This window comes from Actinoplanes awajinensis subsp. mycoplanecinus, assembly GCF_001509495.1.
Taxonomy (GTDB): domain Bacteria; phylum Actinomycetota; class Actinomycetes; order Mycobacteriales; family Micromonosporaceae; genus Actinoplanes; species Actinoplanes palleronii.
On the sequence record NZ_LLZH01000109.1, the window covers coordinates 94,933 to 115,091 of the forward strand.

Below are 20,159 nucleotides of genomic sequence, written 5' to 3' on the forward strand. Positions count from 1 at the left end.
AAGTCGGATGGTGCCCCGCCGTACGGTCATTCCGCAAGGCCCGTTCGTACCATTCGGGAATTGACGTGAATCATCCTCGCGTTCGGGGTGACAATTGCTACTGCCGCGCACCGCTATCCATTTGCCATCGTGAGGACATGGAGCCGCCGACGGCGATCAAGCGACGTCTGAACGAACTGGGCATCCGGAGCCGGCTGCGCGCCCATCCACGGACGCAGGGCCGGGTGCTCGCCCCGGCCGGACTGTTGCGCCGCCTGCCCAGCACACCGGGCCTCTACTTTCCCTTCTACCACGACGTACCTGCTGAATACGCCGGTGACCTGCGCCGGCACCTGAGCGCCCTGCGCCGGCTGGGCCCGATGGTCAGCTGGGGCGAGGCCCTCCAGGTGCTGGCCGGCACCCGCGCGCTGACCGGGCCGATGTTCTGCCTCTCCTTCGACGACGGGCACCCGACCTGGCGCGACGTGGTGGCGCCGCTGCTGCGCGAGCTGGCCGTCCCGGCCACCTTCTTCCTCACCACCGGGCTGGTCGGCCGGCCCGGCAACCTGACCTGGCCGGACTGCCGCGAGATCCAGGAGGCCGGGTTCTCGTTCGGCTCGCACACGATCAGCCACACCCGGCTGGCCGATCAGGACGACGTCGAGGCCCGCCGCGAGATCGCCGATTCGAAGAAGGAGATCGAGGACGAGCTCGGGACCGAGGTGCGTGACTTCGCCGCGCCGTACGGGCATCCGGCGGTCGACTTCGGTGAGCGGGACGTGCGGCTCGCCGAGGAGGCCGGCTACCGCAGTTTCGCCTCCACGCTGCGTCCGGCCATGCATCCCGGCGACTCCCCGATGTGGATCTGCCGGCAGGGGCTGCACCCGGCCTGGCCGATCATGGCGGTCAGGACCCGGGTCCATGACTGAGCCGCGGATCTACCTGTCCCCGCCGCACGTCACCGACGTCGAGCGCAAGCTGCTGCTGGAGGCGTTCGACTCGAACTGGGTGGCGCCGGTCGGCCCGGACCTGAACGCGTTCGAGGCAGCCTGCGCCGAGCTGGTCGGCGTCCGGCACGCGGTGGCGCTCAGCAGCGGCACCGCGGCGCTGCACCTGGCCCTGATCGCGGCCGGGGTGCGCCGTGGCGACACCGTGCTGGTCCCCTCGTTCACGTTCGCGGCCAGCGCCAACGCGGTGATGTACCTCGGCGCCCGCCCGGTCTTCCTGGACAGCACGCCGGAGAGCTGGAACGTCGACCCGCAGCTGGTCGCCGACGAGCTGCGCGACCGGGCCGGCCGGGGCCAGCTGCCGCGCGCGGTGGTCACCGTCGACATGTACGGCCAGTGCGCCGACTACCAGCCGATCCTGGAGGCCTGCGACCGGTACGGGGTGCCCCTGATCGAGGACGCCGCCGAGGCCCTGGGCGCCACCTACCGCGGCCGGGCGGCCGGGTCGTTCGGGCTGGCCGGGGTGCTCTCGTTCAACGGCAACAAGATCGCCACCACCGGAGGCGGCGGGATGCTGGTCACCGACGACGGCTCGGTCGCCCAGCAGGTCCGGCACCTGGCCACCCAGGCCCGCGAACCGGTGGCGCACTACGAGCACCGCACGGTCGGCTACAACTACCGGCTCAGCAACCTGCTCGCCGCGGTCGGCCGGGGCCAGATGCAGCGGCTGCCCGCCATGATCGAGGCGCGCCGGATCACCGCGGAGCACTACCGGGCCGCCCTCGGTGACCTGCCGGGGATCGCGTTCATCCCGGTGGCTTCGTACGGCGTACCGAACAGGTGGTTGACCTGTCTTCTGGTCGACGCCGGGAAGCTCGGGGCGAGCCGGGACCAGATCCTGGCCGCCCTGGAGAAAGAGAACATCGAGGCGCGGCCGACCTGGAAGCCGATGCACCTGCAACCGGCGTACCGGGACTGTGTGGTGCGCGGCGGCGCGGTCGCCGCCGACCTGTTCCACCGCGGGTTGTGCCTCCCCAGCGGATCCGCCCTTACCGGACACGACCGGGATCGTGTCGTGACCGCCGTTCGCTCGGTTGCCGCCGGGCAGAGAGGGTGACGGCGGATGCGCATCGTCTACATCCACCAGTACTACTGCAACCCGGGGATGGCCGGGGGCATCCGCTCCTACGAGCAGGCCCGGCGGCTGGTCGCCCGCGGGCACACCGTCGACGTGATCACCACCGACATCACCCCCGGCGACCGTGAGCTGGGCTGGAAGGTCACCCACGACGACGGGGTGACCGTGCACTGGTTCCGGGTCCCCTACAACAACCACATGTCGTACGCGCGGCGGCTCCGTGCCTTCGCCGAGTTCATGGCGCTCGCCACGGTGCGGGCGTCCCGGCTGAGCGCGGACCTGGTCTTCGCCACCAGCACGCCGCTCACCGTCGCGGTACCCGGTGTACTCGCCGCTCGGCTGCGCCGGGTGCCGTTCGTCTTCGAGGTCCGCGACCTGTGGCCCGAGGTGCCGATCGAGATGGGCGCGCTGCGCAACCCGCTGGCCCGGGGCCTGGCCGGCGCGCTGGCGAACTTCGCGTACCGCAACGCGGCCGAGGTGATCGCGCTGTCCCCGGGGATGGCCCAGGGTGTCACCGCCCGGCGCCCGGCCACCCCGGTCACCGTGGTGCCGAACGCCGCCGACCTGGACCTCTTCGCCGTCGACCCGGCACGCGTGGCGCGGTTCCGGGCCGAGCACCGCTGGCTCGGCGACCGGCCGCTGATCGTCTACACCGGCGCGCTGGGCGCGGTGAACGGTGTGGAGTACCTGATCCGCGCGGCCCGCCGGATGCGCGAGCTGGACCCCGAGGTGCAGGTGCTGATCGTCGGGCACGGGCGGGAGTGGGAGAGCACCGGGCGGCTGGCCGCCGAGCACGACCTGCTCGACCGGACCGTGCACATGTGGGAGAAGGTGCCGAAGTCCGAGCTGCCGGTGATCCTCGGCGCGGCCACCGTGTCGACGAGCATGGTCCGGCCGATCCCCGGGCTCTGGAACAACTCGGCGAACAAGTTCTTCGACGCCCTCGCGGCGTCCCGGCCGATCGCCATCAACTACGGCGGGTGGCAGGCCGACCTGCTGACCGAGACCGGTGCCGGGCTGGTGCTCGACCCGTACGACGCGGACGGCGCCGGCGACGCGCTGGCCACCGCGGTGCGGGACGAGGACTGGCTGGTCAAGGCGCGCGCGGCGGCGCACCGGATGGCCGTCGAACGGTTCTCCCGGGATCAGCTCTTCGAGCGTTTCGAGGCCGTACTCACCCGCTCCGCGAGCGCCGGTCGACGGGGCCGCCGCGCCGCCGCCCGGACCGCGCTGCCCGAGCAGTCCTGACGAAGACGGGGGACCTCGAAGTGGAACTGCGTGCGTACGTCCGGGCCTGCCGCCGCCGATGGCTCTGGCTGCTGATCCCGGTGCTGCTGGCGGCCGGGATCGGCGCCGGCCTGACCCTGACCGCGGCACCCGCCTACAAGTCGTCGATGACCCTGTTCGTCTCGGCCGGCACCGGCGACCCGGACGCCGAGGCGCGCCGGCTCAACTCCTACATCGCGCTGCTCACCGGCCCGCGGGTGGCACAGGGCGTGGTCACCAAACTCGGCGCCGGGATCACCGCCGACCAGGTGCGCGGCAGCCTGTCCGCGCAGGTCAGCGAGGGCACCGACCTGCTGGTGATCAGCGCGACCGACCCGAGCGCGGCGCGCAGCCGGGCGATCGTCACCACCGCCGCGTCGGTGCTGGTCACCCTGGCCAAGCAGATCACGCCGCGGAGCCAGGACGGCGGCCCGGCACCGGCCATCTCGATCCTGCAGGAGGCGGAGACCGTCAAGGAGCCGGGCAACCTGGCCCGCAACGGCGGGTTCGCCGCGGTGCTCGGCCTGCTGATCGGCGCGATCGCGGTGGCCGTCCGGGAGGCGGCCGGCTCGACCGTCGCCGAGGAGGAGGATCTGCGCCGGCTCGGCCTGGGCACGGTCGGGGTGATCTCGCTGGACGGGCGCAACGGCCTCGGCGACCACCCGGACCAGGCGCTCGCCGAGGCGTTCCGCCGGCTGCGCAGCCTGCTGCCGGAGATCGCCGACGGGCGGGCCGGCACCCCGCGCGGCCGGTCGCTGCTGCTGGCCGGGCCGGGCCGCAAGGAGGGCACCACCGCGGTCACCTGCGGCCTGGCCATCGCGCTGGCCGAGACCGGCGCCCGGGTGGTGCTCGTCGACGCGAACCTGCGAACGCCCGGGGTGGGCCGCTACCTCTCGCTGGACCCGGCGCCGGGGCTCGCCGAGGTGCTGGCCGGCGCGGCCAAGGTCCCGGACGTGCTGCGCGAGTCGCTGAACGGGCGGCTCACCGTGCTGCCGGCCGGGGAACACGTGCCGGACCCGGGCGGGCTGCTCGCCTCGCCCCGGCTGCCCGCGACCGTGCGGACCCTCACCGAGCGGTTCGACGTGGTGCTGGTGGACGCGCCGCCGCTGAACGGGCCGGCCGACGCCGCGGTGCTCGGCAAGGTCACCGACAGCGCGCTGCTGGTGGTGCGGGCGAACCGGACCCGGGCCGCGGACATCGAACGGTCCCTGGAACTGCTCGAGAAGATCGGCGCCAAGGTGGCCGGCGCGGTCCTCAACGCCCTGCCGCGCAAGCTGCCCACCGGCCAGGCCTGGGCGGCGGCCGCCCAGGTGTCCCCGGCCGAGCGGCTGATCCCGCTGGACGACGACCCGGACGCGCCGGCGCCCGGCGGCGGCGGGCCGGTCCCGGTGCCCCGGACGCCGAACGGGGTGGTCCGCGGCCGGGCCCGGGTCATGAAGGAGGCCCTGTCCGGCGCCACCGCGAAGATCGCCACCGCGACGGTCAGCGCCGCGAAGGTCAGGGCCGCGAAGGACGACGGGAAAGCGGCCGAGGACGACGAGGTCGCCCGGGGCAAGGCCAAGGTCATCGAGCCGACCAGCCCGCCGGCACCGGCCGGTGACGACGAGGTGGCCCGCGGCAAGGCCAAGGTCATCGAGCCGACGAGCCCGGCGGCACCGCCCGCGCGGGACGGCGGCGCGAAGCCAGAGGAGTTACCGCACAGTGAGTGAGTTGCGGGTGGACCAGACGGTCGCCGCGGGGCTCGCGCCACGCCGCACCGCACCGCTGGCGTGGGTCCGCGGGCAACTCAGCGAGCCGTACGTCCAGCTGCTCGCCTCGCAGGTGCTGACCGGCGCGGTGGCGCTGGCCGCGAACATCCTGATGGTCCGGTCGCTGAGCCCGGCCCACCGCGGTGAGGTCGCGCTGCTGCTCCAGGTGGTCTACCTGGCCACCCAGGTGCTGCTGCTGGGCACCGAGCGCAGCTTTGTGGCCGGCTATCACCAGGTGGCCCCGGGGCCGGCGGTCCGGGCGTACGCGAGATTGCTCCTCGTCCCGTCGGCGGTCGGCCTGACCGGCGCGGTGATCTTCGCGGTGGCCGTGCCGCACCGGCACAACCCCGGCCCGGTGATCATCGCGATGCTGGCCTGGTACACCGTGATCGAGGCGGCCGCGCTGGCCAGCCGGTCGGTCGCGATCGCGGTCGGCCGGGTCCGCGACTTCATGGTCTGCCGGGTGATCGAGTCGGTGCTGCTGCTGGTCATGCTGACCGGGCTGTACGTCGCGCACACCACCCACCCCGAGGTGTGGTTCCTGGCCTACCTGTTCGCCGGCGCCGTGCCGACCATCGCCTACCTGGTCATCTGGCTGCGGCTGCCACCGGACCCGCACGCGGTCCCGCTGCGCGCCGGGCAGAACCGGCTGGTCCGCCGGGAGGGCCTGGCGCTGTTCCCGGCCGCGATCTCCAACATGGCGATGCTGCGGGTGGACCGGCTGGTCATCCCGGCGCTCGCGTCCACCGCCGCGCTCGGCCTCTACACCTCGGTCGCCACCATGACCGAGCTGCTGGCCTGGCCGATCCGCGCCTACGCCGACTCCCGGCTGGGCCGCTGGCGGGCCTCGCACCACGCCGGCGGGCTGCAGGCCGGCCCGATCGTGCTGGCCGCCGCGGTCTACTGCCTGGTGGTGGTCCCGCTCGCGGCCGGCGGGCTGTACCTGCTGATCGTCCCGGTCTTCGGCCACCAGTACGCCCCGGCCCGGGTGGTGGTGCTGCCCCTGGTGGTGGCGGCCGGGCTCTACGCGGTCTCCCGGGTCAGCCTCGGCCTGCTGATCGCGAAGGGACACGGCGCACTGGTGTCGGCCGCCGAGATCACCGGGTTCGTCGTGAGTTTCGCGGTCTACCTGCTGCTCATCCCCCGGATCGGGATCCTCGGCGCGGCCTACGGCTCGCTCGCCGGCTACGGCGCCTGCCTGGTCTTCGCCCTGATCGGCAGCCGGATGGCGAAGGACCGGGGTCATGCCCAGGAAACCTGACCCGCGCGTCTTCCTCGCGCCCGGCCTGCTGCTCGTGCTGATCGCGATCGGTGGCCGGTTCACCCTGGACCGGGCCGGTTTCCCCGACCTGGCCTGGGTCGACCTGCGGGTGATCGGCCTGATCGTCGCGCTGATCGTGCTGGCCGTCGACATGGCCCGGCGCCGCCGGCCGCTTGCCGAACGCAACGAGGACTGGCTGGTCGTCACGCTGCTGTTCTTCCTGTTCCAGATCGCCTCGGCGCTGTGGGCCCCGCCGGCCTCCCGGATCGGCCCGCAGACTCTCGACCTGGTCCTGCTCGCCGCGCTGACGCTGGCCTTCTACTACTGGACGCTGGGCGACCCGGAGCGGGCCGTCCGGTACACGCTGCTGCTGTTCTTCCTGGCCGCGATCGTCTTCGCGCTGGCCGCGATCTTCATCAACGGCCCGGGCGAGCAGGGCCGCTACTCCGCGTTCGGCGGCGGCCCGAACGTCTTCGTCCGGATCGAGCTGCTCGGCGTGATCAGCGCGGTCGGGCTCTTCCTGCTCTCCCGCCGGGTGCTGCCGCTGCTCGTCACCCCGCTGTTCCTGCTGGCCGCGGTGCTCTCCGGGTCGCGGGCCGGCCTGATCGCCGGCGGGGTGGTCGGTCTGGCCGCGCTCTGGAAGATCCGCGGGCGGCTCAAGCCGGGGCCGGTGCTGGCGACCGGTGGCTTCCTGGTGGCCGCCGCCGTGGTGATCTGGTTCGCGGCGCCGCCCGCGTTCACCAGCCTGTTCCAGGAGCGGTTCGTCGAGCAGACCGTGCAGGAGCAGTACCTGTCCGACCGTACCGACATCTGGGCGGCGGCGATCCGGATGGCGGTCGAGCATCCGGTGGCCGGCGCCGGGCTGGACGGCTTCTACGGCCTGATCGGCGTGAACCAGATGGTCGAGTACCCGCACAACTACGTGCTCGCCGTCGCGGCCGAGGGCGGCCTGATCGGCCTCGGCCTGCTCACCGGCGCGGTCATACTGTGGACGAGGACCGTACGCGGTGGCGGCGCCCGCCCGCAGGTGACCGGGCTCGCCGTGGCGGCGGCCGTATTCGTGGCGCTGAGCAGCCTTTTCTCCGGGGATTACTACGACGCCCGGCTTGCCTGGACCTTCGCCGCGATGGCCGCCGCGGCCGCGGTGTCCCGGGCCCGGACGGCACCGGCCGCCGAGCCCGCCCGTGAGCGAGAGGCGGCTACACCATGAAGAAGTTCCCGAGGCGTTCGATCCTGCTGCTCGGCGCCGGCGCGATAGTGGCGGCGACGGTGGCGGAGAGCACGGCGCGGCCGTGCAACGCCATGCCACTGCCCGGCGACGAGCCGGCCGCGGTCCCGTCGGCGTCCGTCCGGTTGAAACCGGTCAGCCACTGGACCGGTGTGTTCGAGCAGAGCTGGGACTACCAGTCCCGGACCGCGCAGCCGATGAGCCGGTCCCGGGACAGCCAGGACCACTACGACCTGGCGTACACGCTGGACGCGAACGTGGCGATGTTCCGGGCCACCGGCACCCGGCGCTACCTGGACCGGGCGCTGGCCTACACGGAGAACGTGGTGGCCGCCGCGGCGCCGTCGAGCAGCCTGTCCGGCAGCACGTTCCACGACCGGTACCGCGGCTGGGCATCGAGCAAGTCCGGGCAGCGCGGCGACGAGGTGCCGCTCTACGAGAGCTACTTCTGGCGGTACGCCACCCAGCTGCTGGTCGCGATCCGGCAGAGCCCCCAGGTGTACGCGAACGCCGGCTACCGGGCCCGCTACGACCAGCTGCTCTCCTTCGCCGAGGTGGACGTCTTCGAGAAGTGGTATGCGCGGGGCGCCGACGAGTCCATCTACCGCGAGCGCACCCACATGGCCGCGCACTGGGCACTGATCGCGCTCAACCTGGGCCGGCTCACCGCCGACAGCGGGCGCCGCACCCGGTACAAGCAGGTGCTGACCACGATCGGCGCGCGGATCCACAACCAGATGACCCGCAACCCGGTGGAGCCGACCGCGTACTTCTGGAACGACGTCTGGGGTTCGACCCGGCGGCCCGGCCAGGACGTCGGGCACGGCAACGGGGTGATGGCGTACGTGGTGGAGGCCCGTGACCAGGGGACGACCTGGACCGCGAAGGACATCACCGCGTTCGGCGCGCTGCTCACCAAGGTGGTCTGGCCGGGCGGCACGACATACCGGGAGTTCGTCGACGGCACCGGCTCGGACAACGGCTGGATCGCCGACGGCTTCGTCAAGCTCGGCCGGTACGACCCGGCCGTCCAGCACCGCCTGGAGTCCTATCAGGTGGTCAACGACCAGTTCGCCGCGAACATGGCGCTCAACGCAAAGATCCTGCGCGCGTGAGGAGACACCGATGACGGCATCGCTGCTGGAGCCGGCGGCCCGGGAGTGGAAGGAGACGCTGCACCACGTCGTCCACGACATGTACCACGTGCCCGACTACGTCGTGCTGGACGCCCGGCTGTACGGCGGTGAACCGGCCGCGTTCCACTTCGAGCGGGGCGGCCGGCGGCTGCTGATCCCGCTGATCCTGCGGGAGATCCCCGGCTCGGCGCTGCGGGACGCGCTGTCGCCGTACGGATATCCCGGCCCGGTCAGCGATGCCGCGCCGGACGACGACGAGTTCTGGCGGGCGGCCTGCGCCGGCCTGGCGCGGACCCTGCGCGAGGCCGGCGTGATCTCGATGTTCGTCCGGATGCACCCGCTGCTGAGCCCGCCGTCGCCGGTGCTCGACGAGGCCGGCGCGCTGGTCCGGCACGGCGAGACGGTCTCGATGGACCTCACGATCAGCGTCGAGCAGATGTGGCAGCTGACCCGCAGCGACCACCGCAACCACATCAACCGGGCGAAACGCGCCGGCACCCAGGTCGTCTTCGACGACTGGGGCCGGTTGGCCGAGTGGGTCGAGGTCTATCACGACAACATGCGGCGGGTGGGCGCGGCCGATTACTACTTCTTCACGTACGACCATCTGGCCGCCCTGCACGACGCCGTGGGTGACCACATGCACCTGGCGGTCGCGTTGGAGGGTGACGAGGTGGTCGGCGGCAACACGTTCTTCGAGTACGACGGGATCGCCACCGGATACGTCTCGTCGACCCGCCGGGCGCGCGGCCGGTACGCCGACGAGCTGCTCTACGACTCGGTGCGGCGGTGGTGCAAACAGCGGGGTGCGCGGCTGTTCCACCTGGGCGGCGGCAAGGGCGGCAGCAACGACTCGCTCTTCTCGTACAAGGCCGGGTTCTCGCCGAGCCGGCACCCGTTCCACACCTGGCGCGTGGTCACCGACTCCCCGGCGTACGAGAAATTGGTCGTGGACAAGCGGCCCGGCGCCGATCCCACGGACCTGACCGGCACCTTCCCCTCATATCGTTGACCCCTCGTACCGATAAGGAATGCCTGCCATGCGGATCACCTGTGTCGGCGGCGGCCCCGCCGGTCTGTACTTCGCGGTGCTGGCGAAGCTGGCCGACCCGAGCCGGGAGATCACCGTGCTGGAGCGCGACCCGGCCGGCGTCACCTACGGCTGGGGCGTGGTCTTCTGGGACGACCTGCTCGACGACCTGTTCCGCTACGACCCGGTCAGCGCCGCCCGGATCTGGGACGCCGCCCACAAGTGGGACGAGTACGAGGTGCGCGCGGCCGGCAAACCGGTCACCCACCTCGGCGGGTACGGCTTCAGCCTGGGCCGGCACCGGCTGCTGGAGATCCTCGGCGAGCGCGCCCGGGAGCTGGGCGTGGAGATCCGCTACTCCGACGAGCTGACCGATCCGGCCCAGTTGCCGCCCGCCGACCTGACCGTGGCCTGCGACGGCGCCGGCAGCCGGCTGCGCGACCAGCACGCGGAGCACTTCGGGGCACAGGTGGAGACCGGCCGGAACAAGTACATCTGGCTCGGCACCCCGCACGTGTTCCGCACGTTCACGTTCGGCTTCGAGCGCACCGAGGCCGGCTGGATCTGGTTCCACGCCTACCCGTTCACCGACCGGGCCAGCACGTTCATCGTCGAGTGCACCCCGGAGACCTGGTCCGGGCTGGGCCTGGACCGGATGGACTCGGCGGCCGGCAACGCCCGGCTGCAGCAGATCTTCGCCCGGCACCTGGACGGGGCGCCGCTCGACGACGCCGGGCGCGGCTGGCTGAACTTCCGGCGGGTCACCGCGGAACGCTGGGACCACGGCACCGTGGTGCTGATGGGCGACGCCGCGCACACCACGCACTTCGCGATCGGCTCCGGCACCAAGCTGGCCATGCAGGACGCCATGGCGCTGGCCGACGCGATCGCGCTGTCCCCGCTGGCCCTGCCCGCGGCCCTGGAGCAGTACGAGCACCGCCGCAAGGTGGCCCTCGCCCCGTTGCAGCGCGCCGCGTACGCCAGCAGCGCCTGGTTCGAACGGATGCCGGAGTACGCCGAGCTGCCGGCCCGGCGGTTCTCGTACGCGCTGTCGAACCGGCGCGGCGAATACCCGGCGTGGCGGTACCTGCTGCACATGACGACGCAGAGCACCGTCCCGCGCACGATGCTGCGCTGGACCCTGAGCGCACGACGGTGGCACCGGGCCCGGAGGCGGCCGGCCCGGCATCTCACCGCAGCAGTCCCCTGATCCCCTCACGGAAGGAAGTCAGATGGCCGAAGGTGCTCTCCTGGAACCCGACGACACCGCGTGGGCCGAGGCACTGGACCGCACCCGGCACGACATCTACCACCTGCCCGGCTACGCACGGTTGGACGCCCCGCTCTCCGGCGGCACCCCGATGGCGTTCCGCTACGACGAGGCCGACCACGTCCTGATCATCCCGCTGATCCTGCGTCCGGTGCCGGAGACCGGGCTGCAGGACGCCGTCTCCCCGTACGGCTATCCCGGACCGGTCAGCGACGTCGCGCCGGTCAACACCGGTTTCTGGGCCCGCGCCGCCCGGGCCATGGTCGAGTTGCTGCGCGCACACGGGGTGGTCACCGCGTTCACCCGGCTGCATCCGCTGCTGCCCGCGCCCCGGCTGTCGCTGGAGACAGTGGGCACGCTGGTCAACCACGGCGAGACCGTCTCGCTCGACCTGACCCGGAGCACCGAGCAGCTCTGGCAGGAGACCCACCGCAGTCATCGCAACCAGATCGGCAAGGCGAAACGGGCGGGCGTCGCGGTCACCTTCGACGACTGGGCGCGGTTCGACGTGTGGATCGACACGTACCACGCGACGATGCGGCGGGTCGGCGCCCGTGCCTTCTACTTCTTCGACCGGGAGCACTTCCACCGGCTGCGCGACGCCCTGGGCGGGCATCTGCACCTGGCCACCGCGGTCCGGGACGGCGAGGTGCTCGGCGGCAACCTGTTCTTCGAGTACGCCGGGATGATGCACACCCACCTGCAGTCGACCCGGGACGGGCAGATCTTCCACGCCGACAAGCTGCTCTACCACGAGGTGCGGCTCTGGGGCCGGGAGCGCGGCAACCGGGTGTACCACCTGGGCGGCGGGCTGGGCGGGTCGGACGACTCGCTGTTCCGGTACAAGGCGGCGTTCGGGGCCGGGCGGCAGCCGTTCCACACCTGGCGGCTGATCACCGATCCGGCGGCGTACCAGCGGCTCGCCGGGGCGCCGACCGCGGCGGCACTGTCCGGGAGGTTCCCACCGTACCGATAAAGGTCTCAGGTCGGCTCCGGCCGACCCGATGGGTGCCGCATGGCGCAGAGGCGACGACAGGCAGGCACGGCCGTCGTCCTCGTCGCCCTGTACCTGCTGGTGGTGCGGGTCCTTCCGATCCCGGAGCTCGTCGCCGGGAGGATCAGTCAGCTCGCGCTGGTCACTGTCGGCCTGGTGGTGACGGTGGCCTGGTCACGCTCCGCGGTCCGGGCGACCGGCCGGATGCGGGTCGGACTGGCCGTGTGGGGTGTGGCCGGCGCGGGCTGGACCACCGGCCAGGTCCTCTGGCTGGCCGGCGGCTGGGAGATCGGTGGCGGGCCGATCAGCCCGGCCGGTCAGGCCGGCTTCGCGGTCACCATGGTCGGCGCGCCGCTGGCCGCCGTGCTGCTGGTCGGCCGGCCGTCGGCGAGCCTGCGCACGCTCTTCGACGCGCTGCTGATCGGGACGTCGCTGTTCTTCGTGATCTGGGCGCTGATCCTCGGTCCGCAGTACCGGGCCGGCGCGACCGAGATCGGCACTGTCGTCTACGCGGTCGCCGACGTGGTCATCCTGAGCCTGCTGCTCCTGCTGCTGGCGGATGCCGGTCCGGCGCTGCGCACCCCGTTGGAGATCACCGCGATCGGCATCGTGGTGCAGTTCGCGGCGGACACCGTCTTCGCCTACGAGGTGGTCAACGGCACCTACCGGTTCGGCGCGCTGCCCGACCTGCTGTGGCTGACCGCGTTCACGATCCTCGCGGTCGGCGCGCCGCACCACACCGAGCTGCGCGGCGTGACCCGGCTCAGCGACGGCGGGCGGCCGCGGGCGTACCTGCCGTACGTGCCGTTCCTGCTCGCGTTCCTCACCGGTTCCACGATGATCGTCACCGGTCAGGCGCTGGACCGGATGCTGGCCGGGCTGAGCATGACGCTCACCGGGCTGGTGGTGTTCCGCCAGATGCTGATCCTCGGCGACAACCGCTCGCTGACCCGGCAGCTCTCCACGCTCGTCGACGACCTGCGGTTCCGGGCCGACCACGACGCGCTCACCGGGCTGGCCAACCGCGCCCGGTTCGAGGAGATCACCGAACGGGCGCTGGAGCCGGGCGCCGACCGGGCGGTCGCGGTGCTGCTGCTGGACCTGGACGGGTTCAAGCCGGTCAACGACACGTACGGGCACGACGCCGGGGACCGGGTGCTGGTCGAGGTGGCCCGGCGGCTGCGCGGCGCGGCCGGGCCGGACGACATGGTGGCCCGGCTCGGCGGCGACGAGTTCGCGGTGCTGACCGGGGACGACCCCGGGCCGGTCGCCGAGCGGGTACTCGCCACGTTCCGGACACCGTTCGACGTGGGACCCGGGCAGGCACGGATCGGTGCCAGTGTCGGGGTGGCCGCCGGGCAGCCCGGCGGGCGCGGCGTCGGTCAGCTGGTGCGGGACGCCGACCTGGCCATGTACGAGGCAAAACGCAGCGGTCGCAATAAAGTGGTGTCGGCCGGCCGGGCGGCGTGACCACAATGATCACCATGCTCCCCGCGACCCGGACCCTGCTGGACTCGCTCGACCCGCTGCCGTACCGGGACCGGATGCGCCACCTCGCCGACTGGGCGCGGACCGCGCCGGACCGCGCCGAGGTCTGCGCCGAGCTGCGCGCCGGCGACGGATACGCCCGCCACCTCGCCCTGGTCGCGGCGCTCGTCGTCGACGACCGGGCGGCGATCGACGCGGCGACCCGGGACCCGCTGCCGGGGCTGCGGTCGGTCGCGCTCACCGCGGCACTGCGGGCCGGGCGGCTCACCGGGCGGGTCGCCGAACTGGCCGCGATGGACCGGCGGCGGATCTACCGGACGCTGCGGGTCAGCCCCGCTCCGGCGATCGCCGACGCCCTGATCGGCGAGATCCGCGCGGAGTACGGCGACGACGAGGCGGCCGCGCTGCTCCCGGCCTGCGGCGAGGCGACCGTACGTGACCTGCTGCCCGACCTCGCGCACACGGCCCGCCTGGACCGGCTGGCCCGCCGCCACCCCGAGCTGATGGCCGCGTACGCGGCGGACACCCTCGCCGCCGCTCACCCGGAGTCGCGGGCCCGGGAGTGGGAGCGGCTGGCCGCGGCGGTCCTGGCCCTGACACCGTCCCTCGCCCTCGACCTGCTGGAACGTTTCCCCCCGGAGGACCGTCTGCCGGGCGACCCGGCCGGGTACGGCGCGCTCGCCACGCACGCGCCCGCGCGGGTGGCCCGCCTGTTCGCGGCGCCCGCCCGGACCGGCTGGCTGCGGCGGATCACGCTGCCGCCGTCGCTGCTGCGCCGGCTCGTGGTGCTGCCCGACACGGACCTGGTTCCGCTGGCCCGGCGGCTCGCCTCGATCGCGCCGCTGCTGCGGGTGCTGGCACCGGCCCGCCGTCCGGCGCTCTACGACGCCGTGCTCGCCGAGCAGGATCCCGACCGGAGCCGTACCCGGCACGACCTGCTGGACCTGTTGCCGGCCAACACCCGGGTGCTGGAGGCCCGGCGGATGCTCACCGTGGACACGGTCCGCGCCGACGAGGACCTGACGCTGCAGGTGAGCGCGTACCTGGACTGGCCCTCGGCGTCCGCCGCGCTGGAGGTCGCGACTCGGGCCGGCGACCCCGGCGTGCGGGCGCGGGCGTACTTCCGGCTGGTCGAGGCCGCCGGGCGGTCCCGCGACCCGGACGTGGTGGCCGCCGTGGTCACCCGGCTCACCGGCCTGCGCAACGAGCAGGACCCGGTACGCGCCGCCGCGCTCATGGCGCTGGCCGAGGTGGCCCGCCTGCTCACCGCCGGTGTCGCGGCCGCGCTGACCCGGCTCACCGCCGACGCCGTCGACGCCCGGGACACGTCGGTGCAGAGCACCGCCGCGCTCAGCCGGCTGGCCGTGGAAACCCTGCGACACCACGTCGAGGTGCCCGAGCTGCGGGACTGGGCGCTGCTCACCATCGGCCGGATCGGCGGCGACAGCCGCATGCCGGTGCTGGCCCGCTTCGACCTGACGCTACGCCGCGGCCAGGAGACCCTGGTCTTCGCCGCGCTGCGCGACTGGGTGGCCTCCCACCTGGACCGCGGCTCCCATGCCCCGCTGTTCGTGCTGACCGCCGCGCTCGGGCGGCGCGCGTGGCAGCTGCCCGGCCTGCAGGAGCTGCTGCACCGGGCGACCGGGCCCCAGGTCGCGGACGCGGTGGCGAGACAGGCGATCGAGTTCTGGCTCGCCGATCCGCGGACCCGCCCGGCCCGGGTGGCCGAGGTGCTCGCGGCCGACCCGTCCGCGGCGACGATCCCGGTGGTCTGGCAGACGCTCTGCGCCCGGCGCACCGACCTGCTCGACCGGGTGCTGTCCGGCCGGGTGCGCGGGCGGTTCGGCCAGGCCGGGGTCCGCTGGGCACCGCCCTGGCCGACGCACGTCACCCGGTGGCTGCCACGGCAGCAGGCGAAGCTCGTCGAGGTGCTGGCGTTCGTGCTGGCCGACACCGGGGTGGACGTCTGGCATCGGGCGACCGCGGTCCGGGCCGCCGCCGCGGCCGGGGTGCCCGGACGCGAGCTGCTGCTCCGATACGCCGACGCGGACGAGGTGCCGATCGCCGAGGCGGCGCTGGGCGCGCTGGTCTGGACCGACCGGCCGGACCTGGCGCTGCCGGTGCTGCTCGCGCACGCCGGCGACGACCGGGCCCGGGTGGCGATGTACGCCGCGGCCCGAGCCGCCAAACACCTCCCACCGGCCGATCTGACCGAGCCGTTCGCCGCCCTGCTGAGCGGCCCCGCCAAGGTCACCAGCCGGAAGGAGGCGGTGCGGATCCTGGCCCGGTACGGCCCGCCCTCCTCGATCGACCGGCTGCTCGCCGTGTACACCGCGCCGGACCAGCACCGCGACGTGCGCGCCGCGATCGCCGGCGCGGCCCGGCAGCGCCTCGACCGGGAGGCGAGCTGGGCGATTCTGGACCGCGCCGTCGGCGGCAGCCGGGAGGAGCGCGCCGCGGTCCTGGCCGCCATGCCCTACGCGATCCCGGCCCGGCACCGCCCCCGCTACGCCGCGCTGGTCGTCGCCGCGTGCAGGGCCGACGACCGGGAGGTCCGGCGGGCCGCGTTCGGCGTGCTGCACCACTGGTCCCGCTGGGCCGGCGACACCACCGACCTGCTGGTGGACCGGCTCACCGACCTGGACGAGCCGCTGGCCCACGTCCAGGCCGCGATCCTGCTGTCCGGTACCGACTACACCGCGCTGGGCCGGGCGCTGGCCCGGGTGGCCGAGGTGACCGACGCCGACGCCCGCCCCGGCGCCGACCTGCCGGCCCGGCGGCGGATCGAGGTGCTGGCGAAGGGCGCGTCCGCGCTGGGTCACGCGCTCGGCTCGGACGCCGACCGGTCGGTGCCGCTCGCGGCGATCCGGGAACTGGCCGCCCGCCCCGGATACCGGCCCATCGCCCTGACCGCGATGCTCGACCTGGGCAGCCTGGAGATCCTGGTGGAGCTCGCCGACCGGTGCGCGGGGCGCCCGGTGATCGCGGCCCGGGTCGCCGAACGTATCGGCCGGCGCCTGCGGAACGAACGGGCGTTCCCCTCCCCGGCGGTCCTGCAGGAGCTGATCGAGCGGCTGATCTGGCGCGAGGACCTGGCCGGCGGGCTGTTCGCCGTGCAGCTGGTCGGGATCGGCGCCGCACACGGGTGGGCCGGGCGCTGGCGGGACCTGGTGCAGGCGCTGCGCTCGCACCCCAACCCGGACGTCCGCGACGACGCCCTCGCCATCACGATGTCCTGACGCCCGACCGCCGCCGGTCCGGGCCACGGCGCGGCTCGGAGGTTCTCGGCTGGTGCTGAGGGGTGCCTCAAGGCGGTCGAGACACCCCCGAGAACCAGCCACCACCGGGAGGCGCGTGGCGGCCCGGACCGGACGCGGCGTCGCGCTCGCCTCACGGGCGGGACTCGGCTCGTAGCCTACGGACGTGCGCGCGGTATTCGTACCACATGGGTTTGGTATGACCCAGTGGATATGGGCCGTGGGCGGACCGCGGAGATCAACCACAGGTCATTCATAGACTTCGATGTTTTGCTCTGCTCGTCATCCCCCATCCCCGAGGAGGAGAGCCATGCAAGACAACGACGCCTACGTGCGCGAGGTGCACGACAAGGGGTTGCAGTTCGACCTGCCGACGATGTCCCGGCGGAAGATGCTGACCGTCGCCGGTGGTGTCGGCGCCGCGGTGATCGGCGGCACCCTGGCGACCGCCAACGGCGCCGACGCCGCGACCGCCGCGGCCGCCTGCGTCGCCGAGGTCGAGTCGGAGACCGCGGGCCCCTACCCGGCCGACGGCTCGAACGGCCCCGACGTCCGGGTGCAGTCCGGCATCGTGCGCAGCGACATCCGCTCCAGCTTCGGCACCTCGACCACCACCGCGCCGGGTGTGCCGCTGCAGTTCTCGCTGACCGTGCAGAACCTGGCGTGCACCCTGGTGTCCGGCGCGGCGATCTACGCCTGGCACTGCGACCGGGCCGGGAGGTACTCGCTGTACTCGTCCGGGGTGACCAACCAGAACTACCTGCGCGGCATCCAGGTCACCAACTCGTCCGGGGTGGCGACGTTCACCAGCATCTTCCCGGGCTGCTACTCGGGCCGCTGGCCGCACATCCACTTCGAGGTCTACTCGTCGCTGGCCGCCGCCACCAGCGGTGCCGGGCCGATCCGGAAGACCTCGCAGATCGCCCTGCCCAAGGACGTGTCGTCGACGGTGTACTCCAGCGCCACCGGGTACTCCGCGAGCGTCACCAACCTGAGCCGGATCACCCTGGCCGGCGACATGGTCTTCGGTGACGACCTGGCGGCCCGGGAGATGGCGACGGTGACCGGCTCGGTCGCGGCCGGCTACGTCGCGAACCTCACCATCACCGTCAACCTGTGAGGAAGGGGGCCCCGCAACGGGCAGCAGCGGGGCCCCTCTTTCACTTCCGCACCATCCCGTGCGGGTCGAGGACGTACTTGCGGGCCGCACCCTGGTCGAACTCCGTGTAGCCGCGCGGGGCGTCGTCCAGCGGGATCGGCGTGGCGTTGACGTTCTTCGCGATCTGCACCCGGTCGTGCAGGATCGCCATCATCAGCCCGTGGTGGTATCTCATCACCGGGCACTGGCCGGTCACGAACGAGTGCGACTTCGCCCAGCCCAGCCCGAGCCGCAGGGAGAGCGAGCCGACCTTCGCGTCGTCGTCGACACCGCCCGGGTCACCGGTCACGTACAGGCCCGGGATGCCGATCCCGCCGCCGGCCCGGGTCAGGTCCATCAGCGAGTTGAGCACCGTGGCCGGCTTCTCGGTCTGCGAGTCCCGGCCGTGGCCGCGCGCCTCGAACCCGACCGCGTCGACCGCGCAGTCGACGAGCGGCTGCCCGATCGCCGGGGCGGACGGCCCGAGGATCTGCTGCACCTGGTCGGCCGGCTCGCCCTGCGCCACGTTCACCGTCTCGCAACCGAAACTGCGCGCCTGGGCCAGCCGTTCCTCGTTCAGGTCACCGACGATCACGACGGCCGCGCCGAGCAGGAACGCCGAGCTGGCCGCGGCCAGGCCGACCGGGCCGGCGCCGGCGATGTAGACGGTCGAGCCGGTGGTCACGCCCGCGCTCACACAGCCGTGATAGCCGGTCGGGAAGATGTCGGAGAGCATGGTCAGGTCGAGGATCTTCGCGAGCGCCTGGTCGCGGTCGGGGAAGCGGAGCAGGTTCCAGTCGGCGTACGGGACCATCACGTACTCGGCCTGGCCGCCGACCCAGCCACCCATGTCGACGTAGCCGTACGCCGAACCGGGGCGGTCCGGGTTGACGTTCAGGCAGACGCCGGTCTTGCGTTCCTTGCAGTTGCGGCACCGGCCGCAGGAGATGTTGAACGGCACCGAGACGATGTCACCGGTCTTGACGAACTCGACGTCCGGCCCGACGTCGATCACCTCGCCGGTGATCTCGTGCCCCAGGACCAGGCCCTCCGGCGCGGTCGTCCGGCCCCGCACCATGTGCTGGTCGCTGCCGCAGATGTTGCTCGTCACCGTCTTCAGGATCACGCCGTGCGGGGTGCGCCGGCCGACGTTCATCTTGTTCACGCCGGGACCGTCTTTGACCTCGTACGACGGGTACTCCACGTCGCGGATCTCCACACGTCCGGGGCCCTGATAGACAACGGCTCTGTTGCCCATGGTGATCTCCCATCCTGGTGAGCAGTCGATCCTGATGTTTCTCGCGTGGTAGCCGGAAATGAACCCTCGGTAGTGGCAACGCGCGTCGAAAATCGCATTGCACCCATCCAGTGGCATCATTCGCTCGTGATCGACTTTCTGCGGACGCTGCCGCTCGACGGAATCGACATGCTGGTCTCGTGGAACGGCTCACGGGTCCAGGTCCGGGACCCCCGGAACGACCGGCTGATCAGTGAGTCCGCCGTGCTCGGCGCGATCACCGGGCTGACCGTGTGCCCGGTCGGCTGGCGGGATCCGCTGATCGCGACCGGTACCCGCGACGGCGCCGGCTGGCTGGAGCCACGCAGCGGGGCGGCCGCGCACCCGGACTCCACCGCCGGCGCCCTCGGCGGGATGGCGGCGTGGGCCGGGACGCTGCTGGCCGGCACGTCCGCCGATCCGTTCATGCTGATCCGGTGGGACGCCGGGACCGGCGCCCGGCTGGAACCGCTCGGCCGGCACGAGGACCAGGTCACCGCACTCGCCGTGGTGGACCTGCCGGACGGGCCGATCGTCTGCGCCGGGGACCGGACCGGGGCGATCCGGCGCTGGGATCCGCGTACCGGGGCGCGGGCCGGCCTCCCGCTGGTGGTCGGCGACGACATCATCCGGGCGATCACCCCGGTCCTGCTGCCGGACGGCCGCCGGCTGATCGCCGCGGCGACCGCCGACCTGCACCGGTGGGACGCCACGACCGGCGAACCGATCGGGGTACCGGTCGTGGTGGACAGCGCCGCGGTGCACAGCCTGGACGCGGTGCTGGTGAACGGGCGGGTCGAGCTGATCACCGCGGGGTCCGACGAGGTGGTGCGCCGCTGGGACGCGGCGACCGGCGAACCGGTCGGCGACCCGATGCCGGGCCGCTCGGCGACCGTGCTGCACCGGTACGGCCAGCTCACCCTCGCGGTCGGCACCCTGACCGGCGCGGTCGACATGCGTCCGCTCGGCCAGCCGCACCCGGACCGCCGCACCTGATCCACCG

Annotated in this window: 15 protein-coding genes; 14 read left to right on the plus strand and 1 reads right to left on the minus strand. The window is 73.0% G+C overall.

What is annotated here, in order from left to right; genetic code table 11:
* Positions 1-137 precede the first annotated feature (137 nt).
* From ADL15_RS14930 to ADL15_RS14990, 13 genes are all read left to right on the plus strand, one after another.
* Positions 138-908 (plus strand): polysaccharide deacetylase family protein, encoded by a 771-nt coding sequence (locus tag ADL15_RS14930; protein ID WP_067690158.1) that lies wholly within the window; start codon positions 138-140, stop codon positions 906-908.
* A complete protein-coding gene (locus ADL15_RS14935; RefSeq protein WP_067690161.1) occupies positions 901-2,043 on the plus strand; it encodes a DegT/DnrJ/EryC1/StrS family aminotransferase in 1,143 nt (380 codons plus the stop codon). Before ADL15_RS14930 ends, ADL15_RS14935 begins: the two co-directional genes overlap by 8 nt.
* A 6-nt stretch (positions 2,044-2,049) precedes the next feature.
* A complete protein-coding gene (locus ADL15_RS14940) occupies positions 2,050-3,312 on the plus strand; it encodes a glycosyltransferase family 4 protein (RefSeq protein ID WP_067690164.1) in 1,263 nt (420 codons plus the stop codon).
* A gap of 20 nt (positions 3,313-3,332) precedes the next feature.
* Positions 3,333-5,039, plus strand: coding sequence for a polysaccharide biosynthesis tyrosine autokinase (locus tag ADL15_RS14945; RefSeq protein WP_232344098.1), 1,707 nt, complete (start codon positions 3,333-3,335; stop codon positions 5,037-5,039).
* Positions 5,032-6,339 carry a lipopolysaccharide biosynthesis protein gene (locus ADL15_RS14950; RefSeq protein ID WP_232344100.1) on the plus strand — a complete coding sequence of 436 codons (1,308 nt, stop codon included), beginning with the start codon at positions 5,032-5,034 and terminating at the stop codon, positions 6,337-6,339. Before ADL15_RS14945 ends, ADL15_RS14950 begins: the two co-directional genes overlap by 8 nt.
* A complete protein-coding gene (locus ADL15_RS14955) occupies positions 6,323-7,549 on the plus strand; it encodes an O-antigen ligase family protein (RefSeq protein WP_067690167.1) in 1,227 nt (408 codons plus the stop codon). Before ADL15_RS14950 ends, ADL15_RS14955 begins: the two co-directional genes overlap by 17 nt.
* The gene (locus tag ADL15_RS14960; protein WP_067690169.1) at positions 7,546-8,682 is read left to right on the plus strand and encodes a hypothetical protein; all 1,137 of its coding nucleotides are present in this window, start codon (positions 7,546-7,548) and stop codon (positions 8,680-8,682) included. Before ADL15_RS14955 ends, ADL15_RS14960 begins: the two co-directional genes overlap by 4 nt.
* Before the next feature lie 10 nt (positions 8,683-8,692).
* Positions 8,693-9,715, plus strand: coding sequence for a GNAT family N-acetyltransferase (locus ADL15_RS14965; protein WP_067690171.1), 1,023 nt, complete (start codon positions 8,693-8,695; stop codon positions 9,713-9,715).
* Between the two features lie 28 nt (positions 9,716-9,743).
* Entirely contained in the window at positions 9,744-10,943 is a 1,200-nt protein-coding gene (locus ADL15_RS14970) for an FAD-dependent monooxygenase (protein ID WP_067690173.1), read from the plus strand.
* 22 nt (positions 10,944-10,965) lie between these two features.
* Positions 10,966-11,979 carry a GNAT family N-acetyltransferase gene (locus ADL15_RS14975; RefSeq protein WP_067690175.1) on the plus strand — a complete coding sequence of 338 codons (1,014 nt, stop codon included), beginning with the start codon at positions 10,966-10,968 and terminating at the stop codon, positions 11,977-11,979.
* A 39-nt stretch (positions 11,980-12,018) separates the two neighbouring features.
* Positions 12,019-13,467, plus strand: a complete 1,449-nt coding sequence (locus tag ADL15_RS14980) for a GGDEF domain-containing protein (RefSeq protein WP_067690179.1) — start codon at positions 12,019-12,021, stop codon at positions 13,465-13,467.
* Between the two features lie 14 nt (positions 13,468-13,481).
* The gene (locus tag ADL15_RS14985) at positions 13,482-16,724 is read left to right on the plus strand and encodes a hypothetical protein (RefSeq protein ID WP_232344101.1); all 3,243 of its coding nucleotides are present in this window, start codon (positions 13,482-13,484) and stop codon (positions 16,722-16,724) included.
* Between the two features lie 328 nt (positions 16,725-17,052).
* Positions 17,053-17,862, plus strand: a complete 810-nt coding sequence (locus ADL15_RS14990; RefSeq protein ID WP_067690183.1) for an intradiol ring-cleavage dioxygenase — start codon at positions 17,053-17,055, stop codon at positions 17,860-17,862.
* Between the two features lie 40 nt (positions 17,863-17,902).
* Here the strand turns inward: ADL15_RS14990 and fdhA are convergent, their stop codons facing one another.
* The gene (fdhA, locus tag ADL15_RS14995; RefSeq protein ID WP_067690186.1) at positions 17,903-19,138 is read right to left on the minus strand and encodes a formaldehyde dehydrogenase, glutathione-independent; all 1,236 of its coding nucleotides are present in this window, start codon (positions 19,136-19,138) and stop codon (positions 17,903-17,905) included.
* A 126-nt stretch (positions 19,139-19,264) separates the two neighbouring features.
* Between fdhA and ADL15_RS15000 the strand changes: the two genes are divergently transcribed.
* Positions 19,265-20,152, plus strand: a complete 888-nt coding sequence (locus tag ADL15_RS15000; protein ID WP_067690189.1) for a WD40 repeat domain-containing protein — start codon at positions 19,265-19,267, stop codon at positions 20,150-20,152.
* Positions 20,153-20,159: the final 7 nt, after the last annotated feature.